The 21,115-nt window shown below is 34.2% G+C and carries 23 protein-coding genes and 1 pseudogene; 17 read left to right on the top strand and 7 right to left on the bottom strand.

What is annotated here, in order from left to right; genetic code table 11:
- Positions 1–76: 76 nt before the first annotated feature.
- Positions 77–607 carry a hypothetical protein gene (locus POF52_RS27580; protein WP_271996862.1) on the bottom strand — a complete coding sequence of 177 codons (531 nt, stop codon included), beginning with the start codon at positions 605–607 and terminating at the stop codon, positions 77–79.
- Between the two features lie 340 nt (positions 608–947).
- Positions 948–1,388 (bottom strand): aspartyl-phosphate phosphatase Spo0E family protein, encoded by a 441-nt coding sequence (locus POF52_RS27575; protein WP_271996860.1) that lies wholly within the window; start codon positions 1,386–1,388, stop codon positions 948–950.
- 316 nt (positions 1,389–1,704) lie between these two features.
- Here POF52_RS27575 and POF52_RS27570 point away from each other — a divergent pair, with 316 nt between their 5' ends.
- Positions 1,705–1,854, top strand: a complete 150-nt coding sequence (locus tag POF52_RS27570; protein ID WP_168797094.1) for a hypothetical protein — start codon at positions 1,705–1,707, stop codon at positions 1,852–1,854.
- A gap of 96 nt (positions 1,855–1,950) precedes the next feature.
- On the opposite strand, the gene POF52_RS27565 is transcribed toward POF52_RS27570, so the two are convergent.
- Positions 1,951–2,223, bottom strand: coding sequence for an HU family DNA-binding protein (locus POF52_RS27565; protein WP_271996856.1), 273 nt, complete (start codon positions 2,221–2,223; stop codon positions 1,951–1,953).
- A gap of 293 nt (positions 2,224–2,516) precedes the next feature.
- Positions 2,517–2,741 carry a hypothetical protein gene (locus POF52_RS27560; RefSeq protein ID WP_271996853.1) on the bottom strand — a complete coding sequence of 75 codons (225 nt, stop codon included), beginning with the start codon at positions 2,739–2,741 and terminating at the stop codon, positions 2,517–2,519.
- Between the two features lie 785 nt (positions 2,742–3,526).
- Between POF52_RS27560 and POF52_RS27555 the strand changes: the two genes are divergently transcribed.
- From POF52_RS27555 to POF52_RS27530, 6 genes are all read left to right on the top strand, one after another.
- On the top strand, positions 3,527–3,958 hold the full coding sequence (locus tag POF52_RS27555) for a MarR family winged helix-turn-helix transcriptional regulator (protein ID WP_029714893.1): 432 nt from the start codon (positions 3,527–3,529) through the stop codon (positions 3,956–3,958).
- A 208-nt stretch (positions 3,959–4,166) separates the two neighbouring features.
- Positions 4,167–5,156, top strand: coding sequence for a hypothetical protein (locus POF52_RS27550; RefSeq protein ID WP_271996848.1), 990 nt, complete (start codon positions 4,167–4,169; stop codon positions 5,154–5,156).
- A gap of 320 nt (positions 5,157–5,476) precedes the next feature.
- Positions 5,477–5,887: a thiol-disulfide oxidoreductase DCC family protein gene (locus tag POF52_RS27545; RefSeq protein WP_271996865.1), complete on the top strand. Its 411-nt coding sequence runs from the start codon at positions 5,477–5,479 to the stop codon at positions 5,885–5,887.
- A complete protein-coding gene (locus tag POF52_RS27540) occupies positions 5,880–6,368 on the top strand; it encodes a hypothetical protein (RefSeq protein ID WP_271996846.1) in 489 nt (162 codons plus the stop codon). The genes POF52_RS27545 and POF52_RS27540 overlap by 8 nt, the downstream gene beginning before the upstream one ends.
- A 198-nt stretch (positions 6,369–6,566) precedes the next feature.
- Complete coding sequence (locus tag POF52_RS27535) at positions 6,567–7,070, top strand: DinB family protein (protein WP_271996844.1); 504 nt, start codon at positions 6,567–6,569, stop codon at positions 7,068–7,070.
- Positions 7,071–7,426: 356 nt separating this feature from the next.
- The gene (locus POF52_RS27530; protein WP_271996841.1) at positions 7,427–8,260 is read left to right on the top strand and encodes an STAS domain-containing protein; all 834 of its coding nucleotides are present in this window, start codon (positions 7,427–7,429) and stop codon (positions 8,258–8,260) included.
- Between the two features lie 450 nt (positions 8,261–8,710).
- On the opposite strand, the gene POF52_RS27525 is transcribed toward POF52_RS27530, so the two are convergent.
- Positions 8,711–9,133 (bottom strand): OsmC family protein, encoded by a 423-nt coding sequence (locus POF52_RS27525; RefSeq protein ID WP_016766673.1) that lies wholly within the window; start codon positions 9,131–9,133, stop codon positions 8,711–8,713.
- A 1,096-nt stretch (positions 9,134–10,229) separates the two neighbouring features.
- Between POF52_RS27525 and POF52_RS27520 the strand changes: the two genes are divergently transcribed.
- The 10 genes and pseudogenes from POF52_RS27520 to POF52_RS27475 all read left to right on the top strand — a co-directional run bounded on the left by POF52_RS27520 (position 10,230) and on the right by POF52_RS27475 (position 17,979).
- Complete coding sequence (locus POF52_RS27520) at positions 10,230–11,117, top strand: YitT family protein (RefSeq protein WP_016766672.1); 888 nt, start codon at positions 10,230–10,232, stop codon at positions 11,115–11,117.
- 365 nt (positions 11,118–11,482) lie between these two features.
- Positions 11,483–11,878, top strand: coding sequence for a transcriptional regulator SpxA (spxA, locus tag POF52_RS27515; RefSeq protein WP_057234483.1), 396 nt, complete (start codon positions 11,483–11,485; stop codon positions 11,876–11,878).
- A gap of 32 nt (positions 11,879–11,910) precedes the next feature.
- On the top strand, positions 11,911–12,045 hold the full coding sequence (locus tag POF52_RS27510) for a BA3454 family stress response protein (protein WP_098548470.1): 135 nt from the start codon (positions 11,911–11,913) through the stop codon (positions 12,043–12,045).
- Positions 12,046–12,213: 168 nt separating this feature from the next.
- Positions 12,214–12,627 (top strand): RrF2 family transcriptional regulator, encoded by a 414-nt coding sequence (locus tag POF52_RS27505; protein ID WP_271996834.1) that lies wholly within the window; start codon positions 12,214–12,216, stop codon positions 12,625–12,627.
- A 179-nt stretch (positions 12,628–12,806) separates the two neighbouring features.
- Complete coding sequence (locus POF52_RS27500; RefSeq protein ID WP_057234487.1) at positions 12,807–13,142, top strand: IDEAL domain-containing protein; 336 nt, start codon at positions 12,807–12,809, stop codon at positions 13,140–13,142.
- 552 nt (positions 13,143–13,694) lie between these two features.
- Positions 13,695–14,618, top strand: a complete 924-nt coding sequence (locus tag POF52_RS27495) for a PLP-dependent cysteine synthase family protein (RefSeq protein ID WP_176584514.1) — start codon at positions 13,695–13,697, stop codon at positions 14,616–14,618.
- A gap of 1 nt (position 14,619) precedes the next feature.
- On the top strand, positions 14,620–15,753 hold the full coding sequence (locus POF52_RS27490) for a bifunctional cystathionine gamma-lyase/homocysteine desulfhydrase (RefSeq protein WP_176584515.1): 1,134 nt from the start codon (positions 14,620–14,622) through the stop codon (positions 15,751–15,753).
- Positions 15,754–15,775: 22 nt separating this feature from the next.
- Positions 15,776–16,012 (top strand): annotated as a pseudogene (locus POF52_RS27485) (DJ-1/PfpI family protein); the annotation flags it as partial.
- A gap of 99 nt (positions 16,013–16,111) precedes the next feature.
- Positions 16,112–16,831 carry an SDR family oxidoreductase gene (locus POF52_RS27480; RefSeq protein ID WP_255323411.1) on the top strand — a complete coding sequence of 240 codons (720 nt, stop codon included), beginning with the start codon at positions 16,112–16,114 and terminating at the stop codon, positions 16,829–16,831.
- A gap of 257 nt (positions 16,832–17,088) precedes the next feature.
- The gene (locus tag POF52_RS27475) at positions 17,089–17,979 is read left to right on the top strand and encodes an aldo/keto reductase (protein ID WP_271996827.1); all 891 of its coding nucleotides are present in this window, start codon (positions 17,089–17,091) and stop codon (positions 17,977–17,979) included.
- 487 nt (positions 17,980–18,466) lie between these two features.
- On the opposite strand, the gene POF52_RS27470 is transcribed toward POF52_RS27475, so the two are convergent.
- Entirely contained in the window at positions 18,467–19,360 is an 894-nt protein-coding gene (locus POF52_RS27470) for a LysR family transcriptional regulator (RefSeq protein WP_271996826.1), read from the bottom strand.
- A 304-nt stretch (positions 19,361–19,664) separates the two neighbouring features.
- A complete protein-coding gene (locus POF52_RS27465) occupies positions 19,665–20,870 on the bottom strand; it encodes an MFS transporter (RefSeq protein WP_271996824.1) in 1,206 nt (401 codons plus the stop codon).
- Positions 20,871–21,115: the final 245 nt, after the last annotated feature.

Below are 21,115 nucleotides of genomic sequence, written 5' to 3'. Positions count from 1 at the left end.
AGTATTATCAGAAATAATATATGAAAAGGCTTTTTATAGAAAAATAAGTAAGCACCTTGATAAAATAGGGGTGCTTTTACGTGTTTATTTCTTCTTTACCATCCAGTAATTCTTTCTTTAACATATCAAAGTCTCTTTTAGCTACTTTTTCAATCTTATTAAATAATTCATCACCTTTGATTAATCCTTTCTCTTCTAGTACTTCTTCTAACGCGTTAAATCTTACTCTAGATAAAACAACCTCATTTACGGCATTTACCATCAACTTCTGATCTTTTGTAAATTCTTTTTCTTGGGCGGGTTCTTGCTGTAACTTAATTCTAAATACGACCTTTGTGTTATCTGATATCTCTGCTGCTTGATAGAAAGTACTGTGTGAAATATTTTTCATTTTAAGTTTCTCATTTGTATCAACAATAGTAAGTTCAAAATGGGGGCTCTCGAAAAAGAAGTCATATAAGTTATAATCTTTTTTTCCTATAACCGAAAATGCAAAACCAATCTTTTTTAGCTGCTCACCTGTGGTGGAATGTGTAATTGTTTTTTCTTCAAAATTTTCAACGTTAAATTCAACATTATTAATAATTAATTGTTTCAATTCAACCACCTCTTTATCATTAATACGACGAGTCTTAAAAGATTCCCTGTTTTCTCAAAATAAAAAAGGACACTGATAAATTAGTATCCTTAAAGGATTATTTAGAAAAACTTGGGCTTGAAGGATAATTATTGAAGATTGGTTGTAATGTTATATTTCAAGAAAAAAATTATACTGTTTTGTGGTTATATAACAATGGTACTTTTGAAATTAAGGAACAAGATTCATTAGGAAAAGTTAAATTAGTATCACTTTCTGAACTTAAAGTGCCAAAAACATCAGTTTTTTCTAATCTGATGTTTTTTAAGTACTTATAAATTAAGTTTAAATCGTTAAAAAAGATAAATTTTCACGAATGAGTTGTTAACCGTCGTAAATTTTGAAGGGCAACAGAACCTGCTTTAGTTCCATTACCAACTAGAACTAAAGCAGTGCATACTCCAAATGTTGCTAGATTTGAATTAGCAATCAATTGGGCAGAACAGATACGAATATTACTTCTTGCAAACTCAACGGCTTTTACCTCATATTTGAAATCACTACCTTTATAATTACCATAAGAGGGTCTAATTCTAGGTAGATCTCTTCCGTTATCTAAAAACATGTTAGTTGAACCAGAATAAGATTTCATATATAAATTTATAAGCTTGTCTAAATCTTGACTACACTTAATTGTTCTTTTATCTAAAAATCCATAATTACTACCTAGATCAATTAATTCTTTTCTTTTTTTCACAATACACTTTAGTAAGTCTTCTTTTTGACCTACTGGATGAACTATCATTGACATAGTTTCTTCTCACCTCATCGAAATTTTTCAGTCTCTAGGAAATTTAGTAGGTCCATAATAAAAAGATAGAGCCAACAAAAGATATTATGAGCAATATAAGATAAAATGAAAACGGTTTCTACAAAACATATCAAAAAATCACAATAAAATACAAAAATTGCAGACATTAATGAGTTATCTGTCCGAAAAAAGTGTACTTTCTAGTAGTAAGATGTCCTACTTATAATTCAGCATAAAGAGTGGGTTTTTCACCATATTTATAATAAGGATAAATTGCATCTATTAAGTAACAGGAACCTAAAGGTGGTGAGTTTTTATGAAAAACAGGGATAAAAGACGAAAAAAGAAACGTGATTTTTTAAAGGATTACTTAAAAAATAAGTTAGGAAATTGGAAGCCTAGACTTGGCAAAGAACCTACCTCTAACTCTAAGACGACGACTCAAGAAAATAGAAACCTTGATTAGATAATATGTAGGTATAGGTATTCAGAAGTTTTTTACCATGAAAAATAGCCCCCTTTAGAAGTCTAGCTCTAGAAGGGGCTTGCTTATAAGGTGAATTTATTTAACAGCTGCTTTTAATTCTTTTCCCGGTTTAAAAGCAGGAACCTTTGAAGCCGGAATGGTCATTTCCTCACCTGTTTGAGGGTTACGACCTGTACGGGCTGCACGTTCACGTACTTCAAATGTTCCAAATCCAATCAATTGAATTTTTTCTTCTTTCGCAAGTGTGTTAGAAATCGTTTCAAACAACGCTTCCACAGATTTTTTAGCATCTTGCTTTGATAGTTCTGCTTGTGTTGCAACTGCATCTACTAGTTCAGTTTTATTCATATTCAAACACCTCATCCTCTTATTTTAGATCATATGTAGAGATGCTAACATATCATAGCTTCTACACACTTGTCACTTCATAAGGTTAGGTAAAAGGAAGATGAATTTTTAATTTAGCTCAAACTAATATCATATTTCCCAACCGCCTAAATTCTAATAAGCCTTTGCTCCCGTTGAGCAAAGGCTACTTTTTTGAAGAGTTTCTTCTATAAAGTATGTCATTTTGAAAAGACTTTTGTGTAAGTAGAATTATTTGCTCTAAAAGGATGGATCTTTTTAGAGCGACTAATTTTTTATGATTCTTTAGAGAGGCTATCATGAGTATGAACTCTATTAGCAGCAACCACAAACCTTGATTTTCCTTCTTGGCATTCATGAGTTATTTCGATATCGCCACAATAAGGACAAGTGAGGTATCCTCTAGACTGCATATGGTTCGAGCTAATTATTTCCTCAGGTTTAAAAACGTCCATTCTTATTCCATAATGAGTACAAGCAACTTTTTTTATGCCTATCATAGGATTTCTTCCTCCTCCTTCTTATTGTGTATTGGTTCATTATTAGTATATAAGATAGTTGTGGATAATTTAACCTTTTTAGTTAATTCGTCTCAAATATTTAGGAAATTAAATTGTAAAGGAATTATTGAACAAAAGAGTTAAAGATAAATTCTACTTGTATACATTAAGGAATGCATTCTCATCATAACGAACATCAAACTAAAAATAATAAACGTGAGATATCTTTAAAATAACTTATTAAATAAATTATTAATAATTTTTATTTTTAAATATAGATAAAATTCATTATTATATTATTTATAAGAGTAAATGATATAATAATTTATAAAAAATAGTGTTATCATTTATACACACTTTAGAAAAACTACTTATTTGTCGTCATTTAGTGTAAATAATATAACTTTAATAATAAATAAAATACGTTAGCATTTACTTATCGAATTCTAAAACATAGATAAGGTCACTTTCTCAAAAATCATTTACAACATTTATTTTTAACGATATATGTATATGAATCTACAAATCTGGCCAAACTAATAACGTATTCCCCCTATTCCAATAAATTTGAAAATCCTTTGCTGTTAAAGCAAAGGATTCTTTTTTATAAGTGTACTTTATTTACATAATTAAAATTGTCACAAAAAGAATAATGAAAGTAACTAAAGGATTTCCTTTGAGATACATTAAAATAGTAAATTATATTTTACTTAGATATAAATATAACATTGACTTTTATTTATTTTAGTAATAAAATATTTACTATTTATAGGGTGGTGATAGTAATGAATGAAAAGATCGCTAAAGAATACATTACTTTGATACCAAATGTATTTAGTAGTTTTAGTGAGTTAAATAAAGATTCGGTGGAGTTAACACATATACAGAATCATGTAATCGAATTTATGTACATGCAACAAAGACCATTAAATATCAAAGATATTAGTATTGGTTTAAATATAGCTAAACAACAACTCACAAATATCATTAGAGATTTAGAAACTACGGGTTATTTAGTTAAAATTCCCGATACCAAGGATAAACGTGCAGTTTTGGTTTCATTAACTCCAAAAGGTAAAGAAATTGAGAATAAAAAATGGACTGATATTTATCAAAAATTCACCAAAAATTTAACTAAATTAAGTGATGAAGAGAAAATAGATTTAGCCTTCTCTCTTCATAAAGTTAACGTATTATTAAAAAAGATGGAGGATTGAAAAAGAGCTTAATCCTTAAGAGATATAATGTCTAATTACTGGTGACATTATATCTTTAATAATGATAGTAACAGTAATGTTAATCTAATAAGTTGAAAAGACAAAACGTATGTAAGTTGCACATAAATAGTGCAATTCCAATTATATATTATTGGCTGAATAATTTTTTTCGGCTTATTAAAAGTATGAAAAAGGAGAGGTGAATAATATGATTCCATCTCAATTAACCTTTGGGATTTATCCATTAAGCGTAGCAGGAACTCCTTTTGGTCTGGCTGTGGGTCCAAAGGATAACTATGAAAAAATTCAAATGGCAATTCAGGACCTTAAAGGTGATTCCAAAAAGCTATTTCCGAGAAACTATCTCATTTATACAAAGGAATGGGAATCAAAAATGTTAACACTTGCGGATCAATATCTGGATAATGGCTTAATAGGGGACTTGACTATGGGATGTGGAGATTGGACGTCCCAGCAGGATTCAGACATCGAATTTAATAATTGGCTTGATTTTATTCGAAAAGTCATTAAACGGTACGGATCTAACTTGGTTTCTCTTCAAATTACAAACGAACCCAATTTGTCGTTTATGGAAGGTTCGAAGCCATATATACTGCATGCTCTTGTAAAAGGGGTAATTGCAGCAAAAAAAGAAATCCGAAAGCACAACCTACCAATTAAGGTTGGATTCGGTTCGGTGCCAGAAAGCCCGGCGGCAGTTCCACATTTTTGGAAAAACCTCGCTAAGATTGGAGGGGATACATTTATAGATTCTATTGATTTTGTTGGGCATAATTTTTATGTGGATGTGTTCGATGAACAACCACTCGATTTAAAAGAAATACCTGACGCTGTAGAGCACACGCTTCGTAATTTAAGAAAAAATCTTGAAACAGTAGGTATCCCTCCTTCAATCCCTATACGGGTTACCGAAAATGGATGGCCTACAGGAATAAATCCTGTTTCCAATATAAAAAGATCTTACGAGCATCAGGCGAAAGTTCTCGAGACGGTTATTCGAACGATTTATAAATTACACCTAGAACTGAATATCTCACATTATGAGCTTTTTGGACTTCGGGATGCGGATAGTTCTAAAGAAGATCTCTTTCATCAATTTGGAATTATGAGGGATGATTATTCGCCAAAACCTGCTTATGATACATTTAAGAGATTAATACAAGAGATGGGCATTTGAGAAGGGAATAATATATTTTTAGTGACCGCAACGCAATTTATCTAAATTCTAAAAAAAGACTGCATCGTCCTAGTCAAAAGGGCAGTCTTTTTTTCTGTTTTTAGGTTGTATATGACATTAAAAATCACTTTACATAAAACGCGTTCTAGGCAATCTTAACAAAAAAATGAAGCTCATCTAACAAAATTGTAAGCCCATCTTACATTATTGTTAGGTGAGCTTTATTAAATCTCGTATTATAATTAGTTGTAGAAAATATTTACAATTAACTAAAGGGATGAAATATATTGAAGGTAAAAAAAGGCAACCAACCTATTATTATGTTTGATGGTATATGTAACGTATGTAATCATTGGGTCCAATTTGTGATAAAAAGAGATCCCGAAGGCATATTTAAATTTTTGTCTCTTCAATCAGATTTAGCACGTTCATTGATAATAAATCACAATCCGAATAATACGCAATTGAATTCCATTATCTTAATGGATAAAGGTCAAATATATACGGAATCTACAGCAATCTTACGTATCATAAATAAGCTTACCGGACCTATAAGGTTTTTCATTCTCTTTTGGATAATACCTAAAAAAATCCGAGATAGAGCGTATCGTTTTATTGCAAAGAATCGATATCGGTTTTTTGGGAAAAAAGAGAGTTGTCTCGTCCCTAGCAAAGAAATACAAAATAGGTTTATTAAAACGAAAATAGAAAGTGGGAAAATCAATGAATAGAAGTACATTTCTAAAAAAGCTTAGAATGACAATTATCACTACCTTTAGATGGTCTTTAGCATTAACTTTCTTGATTTACGGCATTGCCAAAATCTATCCAGGCCAGTTTTCTACTGGCGACTTTATATATGACTCGACAAAAGACTCAGCAATGCAATTGGCTTGGCACTTCTTTGGATATTCGGATACCTATAATCTTTTTATTGCTTTTGGAGAAATAACAGCAGCCTTATTATTAGTAATTCCAAAGACAGCAACTTTAGGAAACATTATTTATTTACCTATCACAGTAAATATTACTATTCTGGATTTTTGTTTTGAGATACCAGCTCGTTCTGTTACCACATTGTTAACCTTTATGAGTATAGCTTTACTTTTCTTTGAATATAAAAAATTAAAAAGAGTATTTTTTGACTCTCCAGTAACAGCTGAAACGTCTATCCAAACAGGCCTTATGAAAAAGAAGGTGAACATCCAATGATTGTGCTACCTATTATATTGGTCAGTTTGGGAATTTCTGTTTTTTACTATTTTATTCTTAAAAAAGAAGCTTGAGATGAATACAATATACAGATTCAATTAGCATAATCAGCATTCTCGTCAGCAAAGGTATTGATAATATTTCCAATTGGTGTATAGTAAAGGATAATTTTATATATGTCTAAGAGGTGGGATTGCTATGGAAAAGTTAGAGTATGAATGGGTAAAACAAACAAGACAGATTTTACTAGATCAGTGTAAAGAGCTAAATAAAGATGACTTTACGAAAGAGTTTGAATTTGGGTTTAAAAGTATTAGAGACTCTTTAGTTCATGTGGCAGGTTGCTATCACGCTTGGCTAGGTTCTTTTGTTCTTTCAGAAACCTCATTACCACTACTTACAAAAGAAAGAATTAATAATATGCAGGTAGACGATATTCAACGTTATTTCGAACAAGCTGATAGATACGTAAAAAAAATATTGGAGCAATTCACAGATAAATTTGATAAGCCTATCGAAAAAGAGCTTGCTTGGAGAGCAAACAGTGGTCTTATAAGCAAAACACCTCGTCAATTACTTGTCCATTCAATTACTCACGAATCACATCATAAAGGACAAATTGTAGCTATGTTACGTCTACTTGGGCATACGCCTAAAAATACGGACATGTTAGGGTTACCCGTCAAAGAACTTGCCAAATAATAAATTAAGAAATCTTTCCTAAAAGAGCACATGTTTAGAACAACATATGTGCTCTTTGTAAGGTTCATAGAAGGATACGTTTATAGTTAACATAAAACGGCTTCCAGGAAGGCGATTTTCCTGAATGTAAACACAACCACAATGTAAAAAAAGGTCAATTTTATACATATGTTGTAACTTGTTTGAAATAGTCCTGTCATACAGATATGTTATGATTTAGGGGCACTATACAACTAAATAAAGAATATAAGTAACTTAACATTTCATCATTATCAATACACTTTTCAATATGCTTAGTCCTCTAATCCTCATCTATTAGAGGGCTATTTGTTTTTTAAGATAAAAGGAGGGACACTTTGCAGTATATACAACAAGAAAAATTACATGCAATTAAAGAAACCATTTTACAACGAAAAGAAAAATTAGCTGAAAATAAAAGACTAGATCTTGCAACGTCTCATAATATCTATACAGAGTTGACTACTTTTCGCTTGGACCTTCTTACCACTTATGCCGATTCTCTTTTGATGGAAAAAGAGGCAGCAAATGAAGTCATGGCACAACGGGGAAACAATATGACTAATTTATTAGTCAATCATGGACTACCATTAAACCTAGCTTTAGAGGAGATTAGCTATTATCGAGACGTTATCGGAGAAATAATAAAAGAAGAAGCCAAGAATAATGATTTCTCCCTCGATGCTTTTTATCAAATTATTTCTCACTTTAATTTGATTGTAGATAACGCCATTCAATTTGTAAGTAAATCGTATGTAAAAGATTACGGTGAAAAAATAAATTATGCTCAATATGCCATTGATGAATTATCTGTTCCCGTTGTTCGTATGACAGAAGAAATAGGCATCCTTCCTTTAGTAGGTGACTTAGATACCAAACGGGCACAATATTTGATGGAGAGTGCCTTAGAGAAAGGAAGCCAATATAAATTAAAATGGCTTATTATTGATTTATCAGCAGTTCCTATTATCGACACGATGGTAGCAGATCAACTGTTTAAGGTAATCGCTGGGCTACAGTTAATAGGAATTGAAGCTGTCATCAGTGGAATACGTCCGGAAATCGCTCAAACCATGGTGAACTTAGGAATAAAGATTGAGGAAGTTAAAAGTTTTTCTAGCTTACATCAAGCTGTTCAGTATACAAATTCATTTACAAAATCTTTAATTTAAATATGTATCTATACTTTGAGTAAACTGCTCGTCATGTGAAGTGCTATCTGTGTTAACTTCTAATTGCGTTGTCAAAAGAGCTACTGACTTAGGCAACATCGTTTTTTCGAGGGGAGTATGACCAAAATGAAAACACCCTGACTAGGTTCTAAATAGTCAGGGCGTTTTCTCTCTACTTTTGAAAGTTCAATTCCAAAAGTAGATTAGCTTTTTCGACAAAGCTCTTTAAATAAACAAGAATATTTTTTCTAATGTATAAATGTATAGTTTTTATTTGTTAAATGAATGCCGGGTAGTGGTTGAAGGAAAATAACTATATATAAGAGAATGTATTGCAGGGGAAAGAAAATAGATTTATGACATTCTCAAGAAGGCATCTTTACATAATTTTGATTTTTTTTGTGAATAGATTGGGTTTCTATGTGAACGTCATTTTCCTTTTCAAATCATTTAAATGCCTTTTATTTCTCCGTCATTAATCGAATAACTCGCATGGATGGAGGAGCTTAATGAATGGGATACTGAACAATATTTATCCATGGAAAGCTGGATGGCACGAATGACCTTCTCTTCAGGAAGATCTCCTTCTAATGCATAATGAATATGGATTTCTGTAAACTTTTTCGGATGGTCGTCTGCTCGCTGCCCTTGCACATCTATGTAGAATTTAGTAGGATTCAAACGCATTTTTGTCAAAATAGAGATAATATCAATTCCCGTGCAGCCCGCAACCGCATTAAGGAGTAATTCAGTCGGTCTTGCCCCACTATTCGTTCCTCCTACTTCTTCGGCAGCATCCATTTTGATTTCATGCCCGGATGGTGTTGTACTCGAAAATGCCATTTTTCCTATCCAATCTATTTTTGTCTTCATTGGTTGAACCCCCTCATTTTTCTAAATAAATATTAATATGTAGTCATTTGTAATTTTAGTCCAATTCACCTAATAACGTCCCCAATTTGCTTTGACTTTAAACTCTTTGTTCATAAAAAGAAAAAACAGACCGATAAAAGTCTGTTCAGCTTGTCAAGAAAGAGTAAAATGTATAAAAGGAAAAGAGCATAATACTAGAGCTTATTCGGTGCACCCCGGCACTATATCGGCGGACCTATCCAGACACATGTCTGCCGAAAAAATCAGTGCTTCTGGTGCTGTCAAGATCGATGGGGAAATGACACTCGCAGAATTACTGACGAATGCAAAACACCGCAAGGAGGTGCCGCTACAATCGTTTGGAGCCCTGTTAGTAGCCAGTTAGATGGATTAGGCGGGGGTATATACTTATATACTGTCAAAACATTGACATCGCGCCTCTAGCGCTACCAGATGGCGGCAAACCGGGTTCTCCGGGCGTCTGTCCATGGGCAGCAGACAAAGAGGAGGCTAAAAGGTTCTGGACATTGAGCGAACAGCTTACTGGCGTGTCGTTTTTATAATCAAAACATTAGAATTAGCGAGAATAAAGCGAAGCAGATAACGAACCATTTTAACACTTTGATTAACAGATCATTTTTCATAAAAATTACCCGTCAGGTATTTTGCTCGGTGGGTGATTTTTTATATCAATTCCTTCCTCATTTTATCTAAGCGACATATGTATACTCTATACAACTTAAAAAGAGAAAAACCACGGGCTTATATAAGTGGCTTTTCTCTTTTGAGATTCTATTTTATTTTGAGACTCATATCAGTATCTTGAGTAATTTGCTCAGGTTTCCATCTAGTCATACGGTTAAAACTAGAGATAAAATACAAATTTACTCTTAAGTAGGTATGTTTTATAAGTCAGTGCTTCTTTAAATAGAGACTTCTAAAAATGGTGGCAGTCTTTTTCTTACGGAACTAACGTCTCAGTTGAATGGAAGAATGTTAAAGTGAGAATAATGACACTATAATATTGCTAGTAATTTTATCTCTATTATATATTCAGGGAGGAAAATTCATTGCTTCATGAACCCACTATATTATTATGAATACATGGGAAGAAAAAAAGAAAATAAACCGTAAAAAATTAACAGTTAAAAATATTGTCAAAAGAGCTTTTTTCATTACTATTGGTTCACTTATTATGGCTTACGGGTTAGAGGCTATCTTAATTCCAAATCAAATTATTGATGGTGGCGTAACGGGCTTGTCCATGATATTAAGTCATATAACACCCATCAATCTTAGTATCTTTCTAATAATTTTAAACTTACCTTTCTTTTTCCTGGGATATAAGCAAATTGGACGTATCTTTGCTTTTAGTATGTTATATGGAATAGTCGCTCTTTCTATAGCTACTTCTTTCATGCATGATGTTGACTCTATTGTACATGATAAGTTGCTGGCGGTTGTTTTTGGAGGTTTGGCATTAGGATTCGGTGTAGGTTTGACAATTAAAAATGGTGGCGTTTTAGATGGTACAGAAACATTAGCGATTTTAATTGAGAAGAGGGCACCATTTTCTGTTGGTGAGATCATCATGTTTGTTAATGTAATTATCTTCTCAATTGCAGTCTTTGTGTTCGGATTAGAAAATGCTTTATTTTCTATGCTTACTTATTATATTGCCTTTAAGACCATTGACGTTGTAGAAAAAGGTTTGGAAGGTATGAAATCCGTGTATATCATAAGTGATAATAATACTGAGATTGCGGAGGCTATTACAGAGCAATTAGGTCGGGGAGTAACTTATTTACATGGAGAGGGTTCTTATTGTGGCATAGATAGGCGTGTTATTTTATGTGTTTTTACAAGACTAGAGGAAACAAAGCTAAAAGATATTATTAGAGAGTTAGACCCTCAAGCATTTATCATTACTTCGGATATAGCTTCAGTTCATGGTGGTCGATTTAAGAAAAAAGATATTCATTAATATCCCAGAATTCCTATTTCTCTTCAAGTTTATTGGGCGATGCCTGTCTGAAGCTCAATAAGTGGGAAAAGGCAAAGGATGTTCTTGATAAGGAGATCGTGAAACAAGTGATTATGATTAAAATACATTATTTTACAGTTGACGAAATAAACTGTAATGATTAAAATTACAGTAAAGCCAGTAGGTAATGGGGGAGGAAAAACACTGCAAATATTTAATGTCAAACTGTAATTTTTTTTATTTCATTTAAACCCTGAAGGAACAAGTATTCAGCAGAATAATAATTAAAACGAAGTTTTATCAACTAATAATGGTTCACCTAAGCGCATATTTGCCAAAATATTTTAAAAGGAGTGTGCAAAAGTATGGTAAATCTGTATTTGACACCAAGCTGTACTTCTTGCCGTAAAGCAAAAGCTTGGCTTGAGAAACATCATATTGACTATATTGAAAGAAACATAATATCCGATCCTCTTACAGTCAATGAAATTAAATCTATTCTTCGCTTGACAGAGGATGGGACTAACGATATTATTTCAACCCAATCAAAAATCTTTCAGGAATTAAATATAAATGTCGAATCTCTTTCGCTTAATGAATTCTATAACTTAATAATGAAATACCCCCAAATGTTGCGTCGGCCGATTATACAGGACGAAAAAAGATTACAGGTTGGATATAGCGAGGAGGAAATACGTAGATTTTTGCCTCGCAAGGTTCGCAATTCTTTGAACACCCAATTACAAAAAGTGGCTAATTAATAATTTAAGTTTTTGAAAGGAGGAAAAAAGAGATGATTCAAGTATTCGTTACAGTTAATTATAAAGATAGAAATTATCAAACCAATGTCCTTGTCAAAAAAGAACTTACTTGGGAAAAAATTAAACAGTTAGCAGAAGAACAAGTAAAAAAGCAATGGGATATTTAAATTTATAATTCCATTGTGAAATGATGAAGAAATTTGCTTAGAACAAATACTTGACAATCTAATTTGTAATATTTATCATTACAGTATGTTGATAAGTATTTAAAAACATACTAGAAATACACAAATTAGTAAAAAATGATTAGTTGTTTCTATTTTAGGAGGCCGGACATGAATAGTGATTTTACACTTGCCATTCACAGTTTAATTTTTCTTGCGCTACAGCCGGACCGGATGGCAACTAGCGATGCTATTTCAGAAAGTGCCTGTGTTCACCCAGTACGAATTCGTAAAGTCCTAAGTTTATTGAAAAAACATGGCTTTATAAAATCAAAAGAGGGAGTTGGCGGTGGATTTAAATTTGCTTTGGATCTAATTGAAGTTAATCTATGGGATATTTATAAGATAACCTCTGAAGGTTCACTTCAGCCTAAATGCCCTGAATCAAATGAACATTGTATTGTAGGAGCAAACATGCAAAGAGTCCTATTTTCAATTTTCTTGGGTGGTGAAGAACATTTGGGTGAATATTTAAAGAAATATACACTGAACGAAGTAGTCGATCTTATTAATGAAAAACAGTAAGAAATTTCGAAGAATAATATGATTGACTACTTTTTTATAATTAAATTGTAATAAAATAAATTACAGTTTTAACTAAATTTGAAATATGATGGTTATAACGTAAAGGAAGAAAATTTCTCAGCAGTTGAAACACTCTTCCTATATTTTAGATACTAAACTAATACAAGAAGGTGAAGGGAATGTTGTCACACAGTAGCTCCGTTTTAAAAACAGGTGATTGGATTAAGGGTAAATCACGGAAAGGAGAATTAATAATTGGTTATATTGAATCACTAAATATTTCTCAAGGAGTATTTAAGGTGAATGTTATCACAAGTGACAATCAAGAAACCGTTGGTAAGACCATTCCTATTTTAAGTAATCAGGTTAAGAGTCTGCCCGTTTCAAATGTGATAAACAAGGAACAAATTCTATTTTTAATAGACTTGGCATTATCAACAGGGGATGAGGACTGGTTTATTGAACTTTCTTCCAAGTTGAATTCAATTAAGCAGCTTGTTAATGGGGTAAATTAATGATAGAAATTCTTTTTAGATATTAACTGTAAATTTTAGTATTACACTTGAAGAGGGAGATAATAATCTGCAAAAGAACCTGTAGTTTTACTCTGTTGGATCCATCGATCTAAAGAAGAAGGAGTAAGTTCATATTCTTCGATTGTTCAGTATAGAAACATACACCTGATATTACACAATATGATTCAAATGTCTTCAACGATGAAAAAAGATGCCAGTTATTCTTTAAAGGAAGTATTTAGTACCTATGGAACTAGTTTGACTACATTAAAAGATAGCCTAGAAAAAAAGGAATAGTGGAAAATAATATTTAATAAAAGAAAAATAAAAAGCCTTAGGGTTGAACTATGCCCTATAAAATGGACAGTCTAAAAAGACCTATAGATTATACAGCTAACCGATGGCTGGTTTTTTAGTATCTTTTTTTCGATGTAATGATTTTGTCTGGATTATGGAGGGTGTTAAATTATAAACCTTTTCCAGTTATTTCTGATGATAGAAGTGGCAAAATAATAAAAAGAAATAAATCAATAGCCCGGAAAGGGTGTTTTTATGAAGGTATTTAAAGATATCCATTCAATAATCGGAAATACTCCAATTGTAGAAATAAACAGCTTTTCTTTGCCGGAAGGTGTCCATATTTTTGCCAAGCTTGAATTTATGAATCCAGGAGGAAGTGTGAAAGACCGATTAGGTCAGGAGCTTCTAAGAGATGCAATTGAAAGCGGAAGGTTAAAAAGAGGCGGAACTATAATTGAACCAACCGCTGGAAATACTGGGATTGGTATAGCCCTTGCTGCGCTAAACCAAGATATAAATGTGATCTTTTGTGTTCCTGAGAAATTCAGTACAGAAAAGCAGCTAATTATGAAGGCGTTAGGAGCGGAAATCGTTCACACCCCTACTGAAAAGGGTATGAAGGGAGCTATTGAAAAAGCTGCAGAGCTGGTGGAAGAAATCCCTGGTTCCTTCTGTCCTCAGCAATTTTCCAATCCTGCCAATCCTCAAACGTATTATAAAACCCTTGGCCCTGAAATCTGGGACCAGATGGATGGAAAAGTGAATATATTCGTTGCTGGAGCTGGATCTGGAGGGACCTTCATGGGTACGGCTAAATTTTTAAAAGAAAAAAATAAGGAGATCAAAACGGTAATTGTTGAACCTGAGGGTTCAATTATCAATGGCGGGCAGCCAGGACCTCATAAAACAGAAGGGATTGGAATGGAATCGTTGCCTGATTTCATGGACCCGTCTTATTTTGACTACATCCATACTATTTCTGATCAGGATGCCTTCAGTCTTGTAAGTGAACTGGCATTAAAAGAAGGACTATTGGTTGGAAGTTCATCGGGTGCAGCTTTTAAGGCTGCTCTTATTGAAGCTGAACATGCGGCTACAGAAACGAATATTGTTGTTATTTTTCCAGATGGAAGTGATAGATACTTAAGTAAGAATATTTATGAAGGTGGGATTTAAGATGAAAAGGAAGACAAAGCTTATTCATGGAGGGATCAGCAGTGACCCGCATACTGGTGCAGTTTCAGTGCCAATCTACCAGGTCAGTACCTACAAACAGGAAGGTGTAGGGGGACATAAAGGTTTTGAATATTCACGTACCGGTAATCCAACAAGGCAGGCTCTTGAAGAATTAATAAAAGAGATTGAAGGCGGCACTGCCGGCTTTGCTTTTGGTTCGGGAATGGCTGCTATTACAGCAGTCATGATGCTGTTTAATAAAGGAGATCATGTCATCATGACAGATGATGTATATGGCGGAACATTCCGGGTGATGAGCAAAGTGCTGAATCGATTTGGAATTGAATCTACCTTTGTAGATACAAGCAACCTAAAAAATATCCACAGTGAGATACGTGAAAATACCAAAGCTCTTTATTTAGAAACACCAACCAATCCGCTTTTAAAAATTACAGATATTGAGGCAGCTTCCAGTTTGGCAAAAGAAAACGGTCTGTTAACCATTGTTGATAATACTTTCTCCACCCCTTACTGGCAAAATCCAATTGAACTTGGTGCAGATATTGTATTGCACAGTGCCACCAAATATATTGGAGGACATAGCGATGTGGTAGCAGGTCTTGTGGTTGTAAACACCGAGAAGCTTGCACAGGATCTCCACTTTGTGCAAAATTCTACAGGTGGTGTACTAGGACCTCAGGATTCATGGCTATTAATGAGGGGGATCAAAACCTTGGGTATCAGAATGGAAGAGACAGAGGAAAATACTGCAGCTATTGTAAATTTCCTGACTCAGCATCCTTCTGTCAAAAAGGTATTTTACCCTGGCCTTGAGAACCATCCAAACCATGAAATTGCCAAAAAACAGGCCAGAGGTTTTGGAGGAATGGTGTCATTTGATGTGGGCAGTGGGGAAAAAGCAGATCATCTATTAAGTAAAATTCATTACTTCACTTTAGCTGAGAGTCTTGGTGCGGTTGAAAGTTTAATATCCGTGCCGGCCCGCATGACACATGCATCCATTCCAGCGGAGCGAAGAGCAGAGCTCGGCATTACTGAAGGTTTGGTTCGCATTTCGGTAGGGCTAGAGGATGTAGAAGATTTAATTGAGGATCTTCGAAAGGCGCTTGAGTAAACAACCAATTATTTTAAAAGCAGTCCAAGACAAAAAAACTGTTTTTGCCATTTGTCATGAACCACAAGTGTTAATCGATACAGACCTTTTAAAAGGTGCCGACATCACTGGCTATAAATCCATTCGCAACGATTTGAAAAATGCTGGTGTAAATTATAAAGACGAAGAAGTTGCCATTAACAAAAATATTGTAACAAGTCGAGAACCAAAAGATATTCCAGCATTCAATCGTGAATCACTAAAACTTTTAGCTAAATAACAATGGTGATGTAAAAACTTAAATGTTTTTAACTTACGGATTCTTTAATCAGAATCCGCAAGTTGATCAAACAAACATATGAATAAAGGAGGTATTTCGTTGTCATCATTAAAAGGAAAAAGAGTGGTTGTTTTAGGAGGTACATCTGGTATTGGTTTAGCCGCTGCTAAGGCGTTTCTCGATGAATCTGCTCAAGTCATTATTGCTAGCCGTTCTGCTTCAAAATTATCTGACGCAAAAGTGAAGATTGGTGGTAACGTAGAGGGCTATGAAATCGACTTTCGTAGCGAGGAAAAGGTTGCTGACTTTTTCAAGAAGGTTGGAAAATTTGATCACCTAGTGGTGACTGCAGGTGAAGGCGCAATGGGTCACTTTAGCGAACTGCCTGTTGCAACAGTAAGAGAGGCTTTTGATAGTAAGTTCTGGGGGCAGTATATTTCGGTTCGTGCTGCTCTTCCATACTTGAATAATGAAAGTTCTATTACATTAACTTCGGGTGTATATGGTGTGCGTCCTCCTCAAGGTGCAACGACTCTAGCTTCCATTAATTCAGCAATCGATGGATTAGTACGAGGACTTTCAGTAGACCTGGCACCTATCAGAGTAAACGTGGTATCACCTGGTATTGTTGACACTCCTCTTTATGGCGGAATGTCAGAAGATCAAAGACAAGTTATGTACCATGGGATTGCTAAGCAATTACCTGTCGGACGTATTGCTCAACCTAAAGATATAGCTGAAACCTATGTTTACCTAGCGAAAAATGGGTTTACAACTGGCACATCCGTTCTTATCGATGGAGGAGCTCATCTGATCTAATCCATTGATATCAAAGTCGATTGATAAATTGGTTTAGAATAGAAGTGGTGAGGATGGCCTATGAGTGTCAGACACTCATAGGCCATCCTCACTTTCTTTGTTTTTTTGCACAGACGGAAGCAGAAAGGGCCATATCATGCAATAAAGAATGGAGTTGTTGGTTACGGGAATTCTAAATATATGCGTACTTTATACGTAGAGACGTTAACAGTCTACTTCTATGATAACCAGATACATAAAAGAAAGGGTCGAGCCTAATGGATGAGAAGAAAAGAGAGGAAATTAAAAATGCATTAGCCAAACACGTGGTAACCCTACCTGACGGCACTTCTTTACCTAGTGTAGGACAAGGAACATGGTACATGGGGGAAAATCCCCAAGTGAGAGACAAAGAAATAAAAGCCTTGCAGCTCGGCCTAGAATTGGGCATGACACTTATTGACACTGCTGAAATGTACGGAAATGGCGATTCTGAACGCTTAGTTGGCGAAGCCATTAAAGGACGCAGAAATGAAGTCTTTTTAGTCTCAAAAGTGTATCCCCATCATGCAGGTTTAGATATGATTTCAAAAGCATGTGAAAACAGCTTAAAACGACTCGGAACAGACCACTTGGACTTATATCTTCTTCACTGGAGAGGACGTGTTCCTTTAGAGGAAACAATTGAAGGAATGGAAAAACTACGTGAAGAAGGGAAAATTTTAAGATGGGGCGTCTCTAATTTTGATACGGTTGATATGGAAGAGCTATGGAACACTACGAATGGGAAAAATTGTGTGACGAACCAAGTGCTATACCATTTAGGTTCAAGAGGAATCGACTTCGATCTCTTACCATGGCAGCGTGAACATAACATGCCAATCATGGCCTACAGTCCTCTTGCTCAAGGAGGTTCTTTAAGAAGACAGCTTTTAAACGATCCAACTATTCATGATATTGCTGACAAATACAATGTCCAACCATTACAAATCGCTCTTGCTTGGACCATCCGTTCGAATAACGTCATCGCTATTCCAAAAGCGGTTCAAGATGAACATGTTCTAGCGAATGCTGAAGCTGCAACCATTGAGTTTACTGAAGAAGATCTCAGTAGAATTGATCAAGTATTTCCTAAACCTACTAGGAAAATGCCATTGGATGTTATTTGAAAATCCACTTTAAAAAAGGACTCTTGTTGGAGTTGCTGACAATCTAATAGGAATTTCAAAAAAACTGTGTAGAATTTATTCCATACAGTTTTTTTATCGTGGAAATTCAATATCCTTATCGAATTATTCTCGCATCAAAACTCTATTTAGTTAGTTTTTGTTTAATGTTAATCGTTAAAAAGAGAAAAGGGACATACAAATATATGTCAGCTACACTGTCAGAAAGCGACTTCTTGTCGCACCATAATGTCTCTTAAAGGAACCAAGCACAAAAATGAACCCATGCAAGACAGGGGTTCGGAGTAGGATAACTTTTATCGGATATGCAGTTTCTTATACACCTTTGGCATACTAACGCTTTATTAGGAGACGAACGAGAAAAAATGTATAAAAAGCGCATGTTTTATACATATGCTCGTCCCTATAAAAATAGCCCAATTCGGTTCCATAAAAGCGATGGATGATAGTAACTTCATAAAAGAAATAGTTAATTTTTATGTTGATATGAACTTCTTGCAATATCAAGGAATACTTGAATGACAGGCGATATCCACTTTCCTTTATGCCAAATCATCTGAGAAACAAAATTAATCTCTGTTAAATCTAAAGATAAAGAAACTAACTTACCTTGTTCAAGCTCGGAAGCAACAGAGATTTCAGGAAGAAAAGCAATTCCCATTCCAAGCATAGCACACTGTTTGATGGCTTCCACACTATCAAATTCAAGGGTTGTAAAGTCATTAGCTCCCTCACGAACAAGTAGTCGATCAAATGTTGTATGATATGTGCATCCTTTTTCATTTAATAAGAAAAACTCTCCTTGAATGTCATCAAACTCAACTTTGCTCTGACTTGCAAGGGGATGATTAGGAGCAACTAGGAGACGAAAGCTCTCTTCACGAAGAAGCTCAATATTTAATCCATTTGAATTTACAGGCTCCTCTAGTATAAATACAATGTCCGTTTTCCCTTCATAAATAGATTGTTTTAGGTCGTTAGAAGGTGTTGGACGGAAAATCACATGTACGTTAGGATATTGTTTCCTGAATTCATGCAAAATGGCTGGAAGCAAATAAACACATAAAATTTCATTTGCACTAATGGTAATGGTGCCAGTCATGTTTTCACTATCATTCACATTATTTTTTGCTTCCTCAACATCATTTAAAATCCTTTCTACATATTTATAGAAACGTTCGCCAGCATCTGTTAATACAATTTGTTTGTTTAAACGATCAAATAGTTTTACCCCCAACTCTTCCTCCAAGGATTGAATTTGCATGGAAACATTTGAGGGAACATAGTTTAAAGCCTCTGCGGCTCGACTAAAATTCAGTGTTAGAGCAACCATTCGAAAAGTCACTAGTTGACGTAACTCCATCTGTTTTACTCCTTTCGAAAATACCCAATCATTCGTTTATTTTTTTACATGTACTTCATCATCTCATGATTACATTTTATTAACAATTTTAGATAAAAATATGAATAAGGTTGAGCCTATTCTATATCAATTTTGTGGTTAAAAAAATAAAGCAAGAAGGCTATAGATTCATACTTCATCTATAACCACCTTGCTAATTTTTTCATATAATTCCCTTTTAAAGCATTTTATTTCTTGTAAGAAATTCTATTTATAAGAACCTTTGATGACATTTCAATAACTAATTTTTATCTTTCAAACTTTATTATTCATCTTCTTTCTTTTCCAACCCTATCGTTACGAAAGTAAGAAGAACACCTAATAAAACCATAATAGAGGCAACCCAAGGTGTGTGATTTAACCCCATGCTATCCGTAGTAAGTCCACCTACATATGAGCCTAATGCAATTCCTCCATTAAATGAAGCAATATTAAGAGATGAAGCAACATCTACAACGCTTGGCACATAACGTTGAGCTAGGGTTAATACGTATGATTGTAATACAGGAACACTCATAAATGCTAACAGTCCCATAGCTACAACTGTAATAAGACCAACTACTTTAAACGGCGCAGTAAATGTGAAAATCAATAAAATAATAGCTTGTACAATGAACATATAAAGTAAAGCTTTAAGTGGTTTTCGATCTCCAAAACGTCCCCCGATAGCATTTCCAATTGCAATAGCTATACCGTATATAAATAAGATAATACTTACGTTCTTAGCACCAATACCCATGATTTCCTGAAGAATTGGCGAAAGATACGTAAAGGTTACAAATGTACCACCGTATCCTAGAACAGTAACTGCTAAAACCAACAAGATTCTTCCGTTTCTTACTAACTTTAATTGATCTTTATAAGATGGAGGTGTTTCTGTTTTTAATTGTTGACTTGGAATTGCAATAGCGTTAAGAATAAGAGCAATTACACCAATACATGCAATTCCGTAAAAAGGAAATCTCCAACCGAAAATATCACTGATATAGGTCCCTATAGGAGCACCAATGGCAGTGGCCAACGTGAATCCTCCAAATACAAATGCAATGGCACTTGCTTGACGGTTTTTAGGAACAAGACTTGCAGCAACCGTTGAACCTATAGCAAAAAACACACCATGTGCGAATGCTGATAGTATACGTCCTGTTAGTACAATACTGAAAGTAGGAGCGATAGCCGTTATAATATGCCCTATAATAAACAGAACGATAACGGATAATAACACTTTTTTTCGTGAAATTTTAGCCGTCAGAGAAGTTAAAATAGGACCTCCTACAGCAACTCCTAGCGCATACATGGAAACAATTAATCCAGCTGTCGATGTTGATATAGTAAATTCCTTGGCGACAGCAGGAAGGACACCTACGCTTATGAATTCTGTGACTCCTACACCAAAGAATGTTGCGGCCAAAGCAAATAGTGCAAATGTGTTTCCCTTTGACTTCGGTAGTGAATGTTCATGTCCACTCATGTAAATACCTCCTAAGATGTGTTTGATTGATTTCTTATATAACATAACATTGCATTACCATCAATAACAGTGAAGGTAATTGATGATAACATTCATTATTTTTGATGATAAATGTTAAGTCGTTTTCGGACAGATAAAAAGAAAATAAAAAGTTTTTAAACTGTTGAAATTTGTATTGAATGATTTGTTGTATGTAAAACTAAAGTTAATTCCTTCAAAGCGTATTTCTCTGCGTATTAGATATA

Source organism: Priestia sp. AB (assembly GCF_028369225.1).
Lineage (GTDB): Bacteria > Bacillota > Bacilli > Bacillales > Bacillaceae_H > Priestia > Priestia megaterium.
This window is presented reverse-complemented; position numbering and strand designations above follow the sequence as displayed.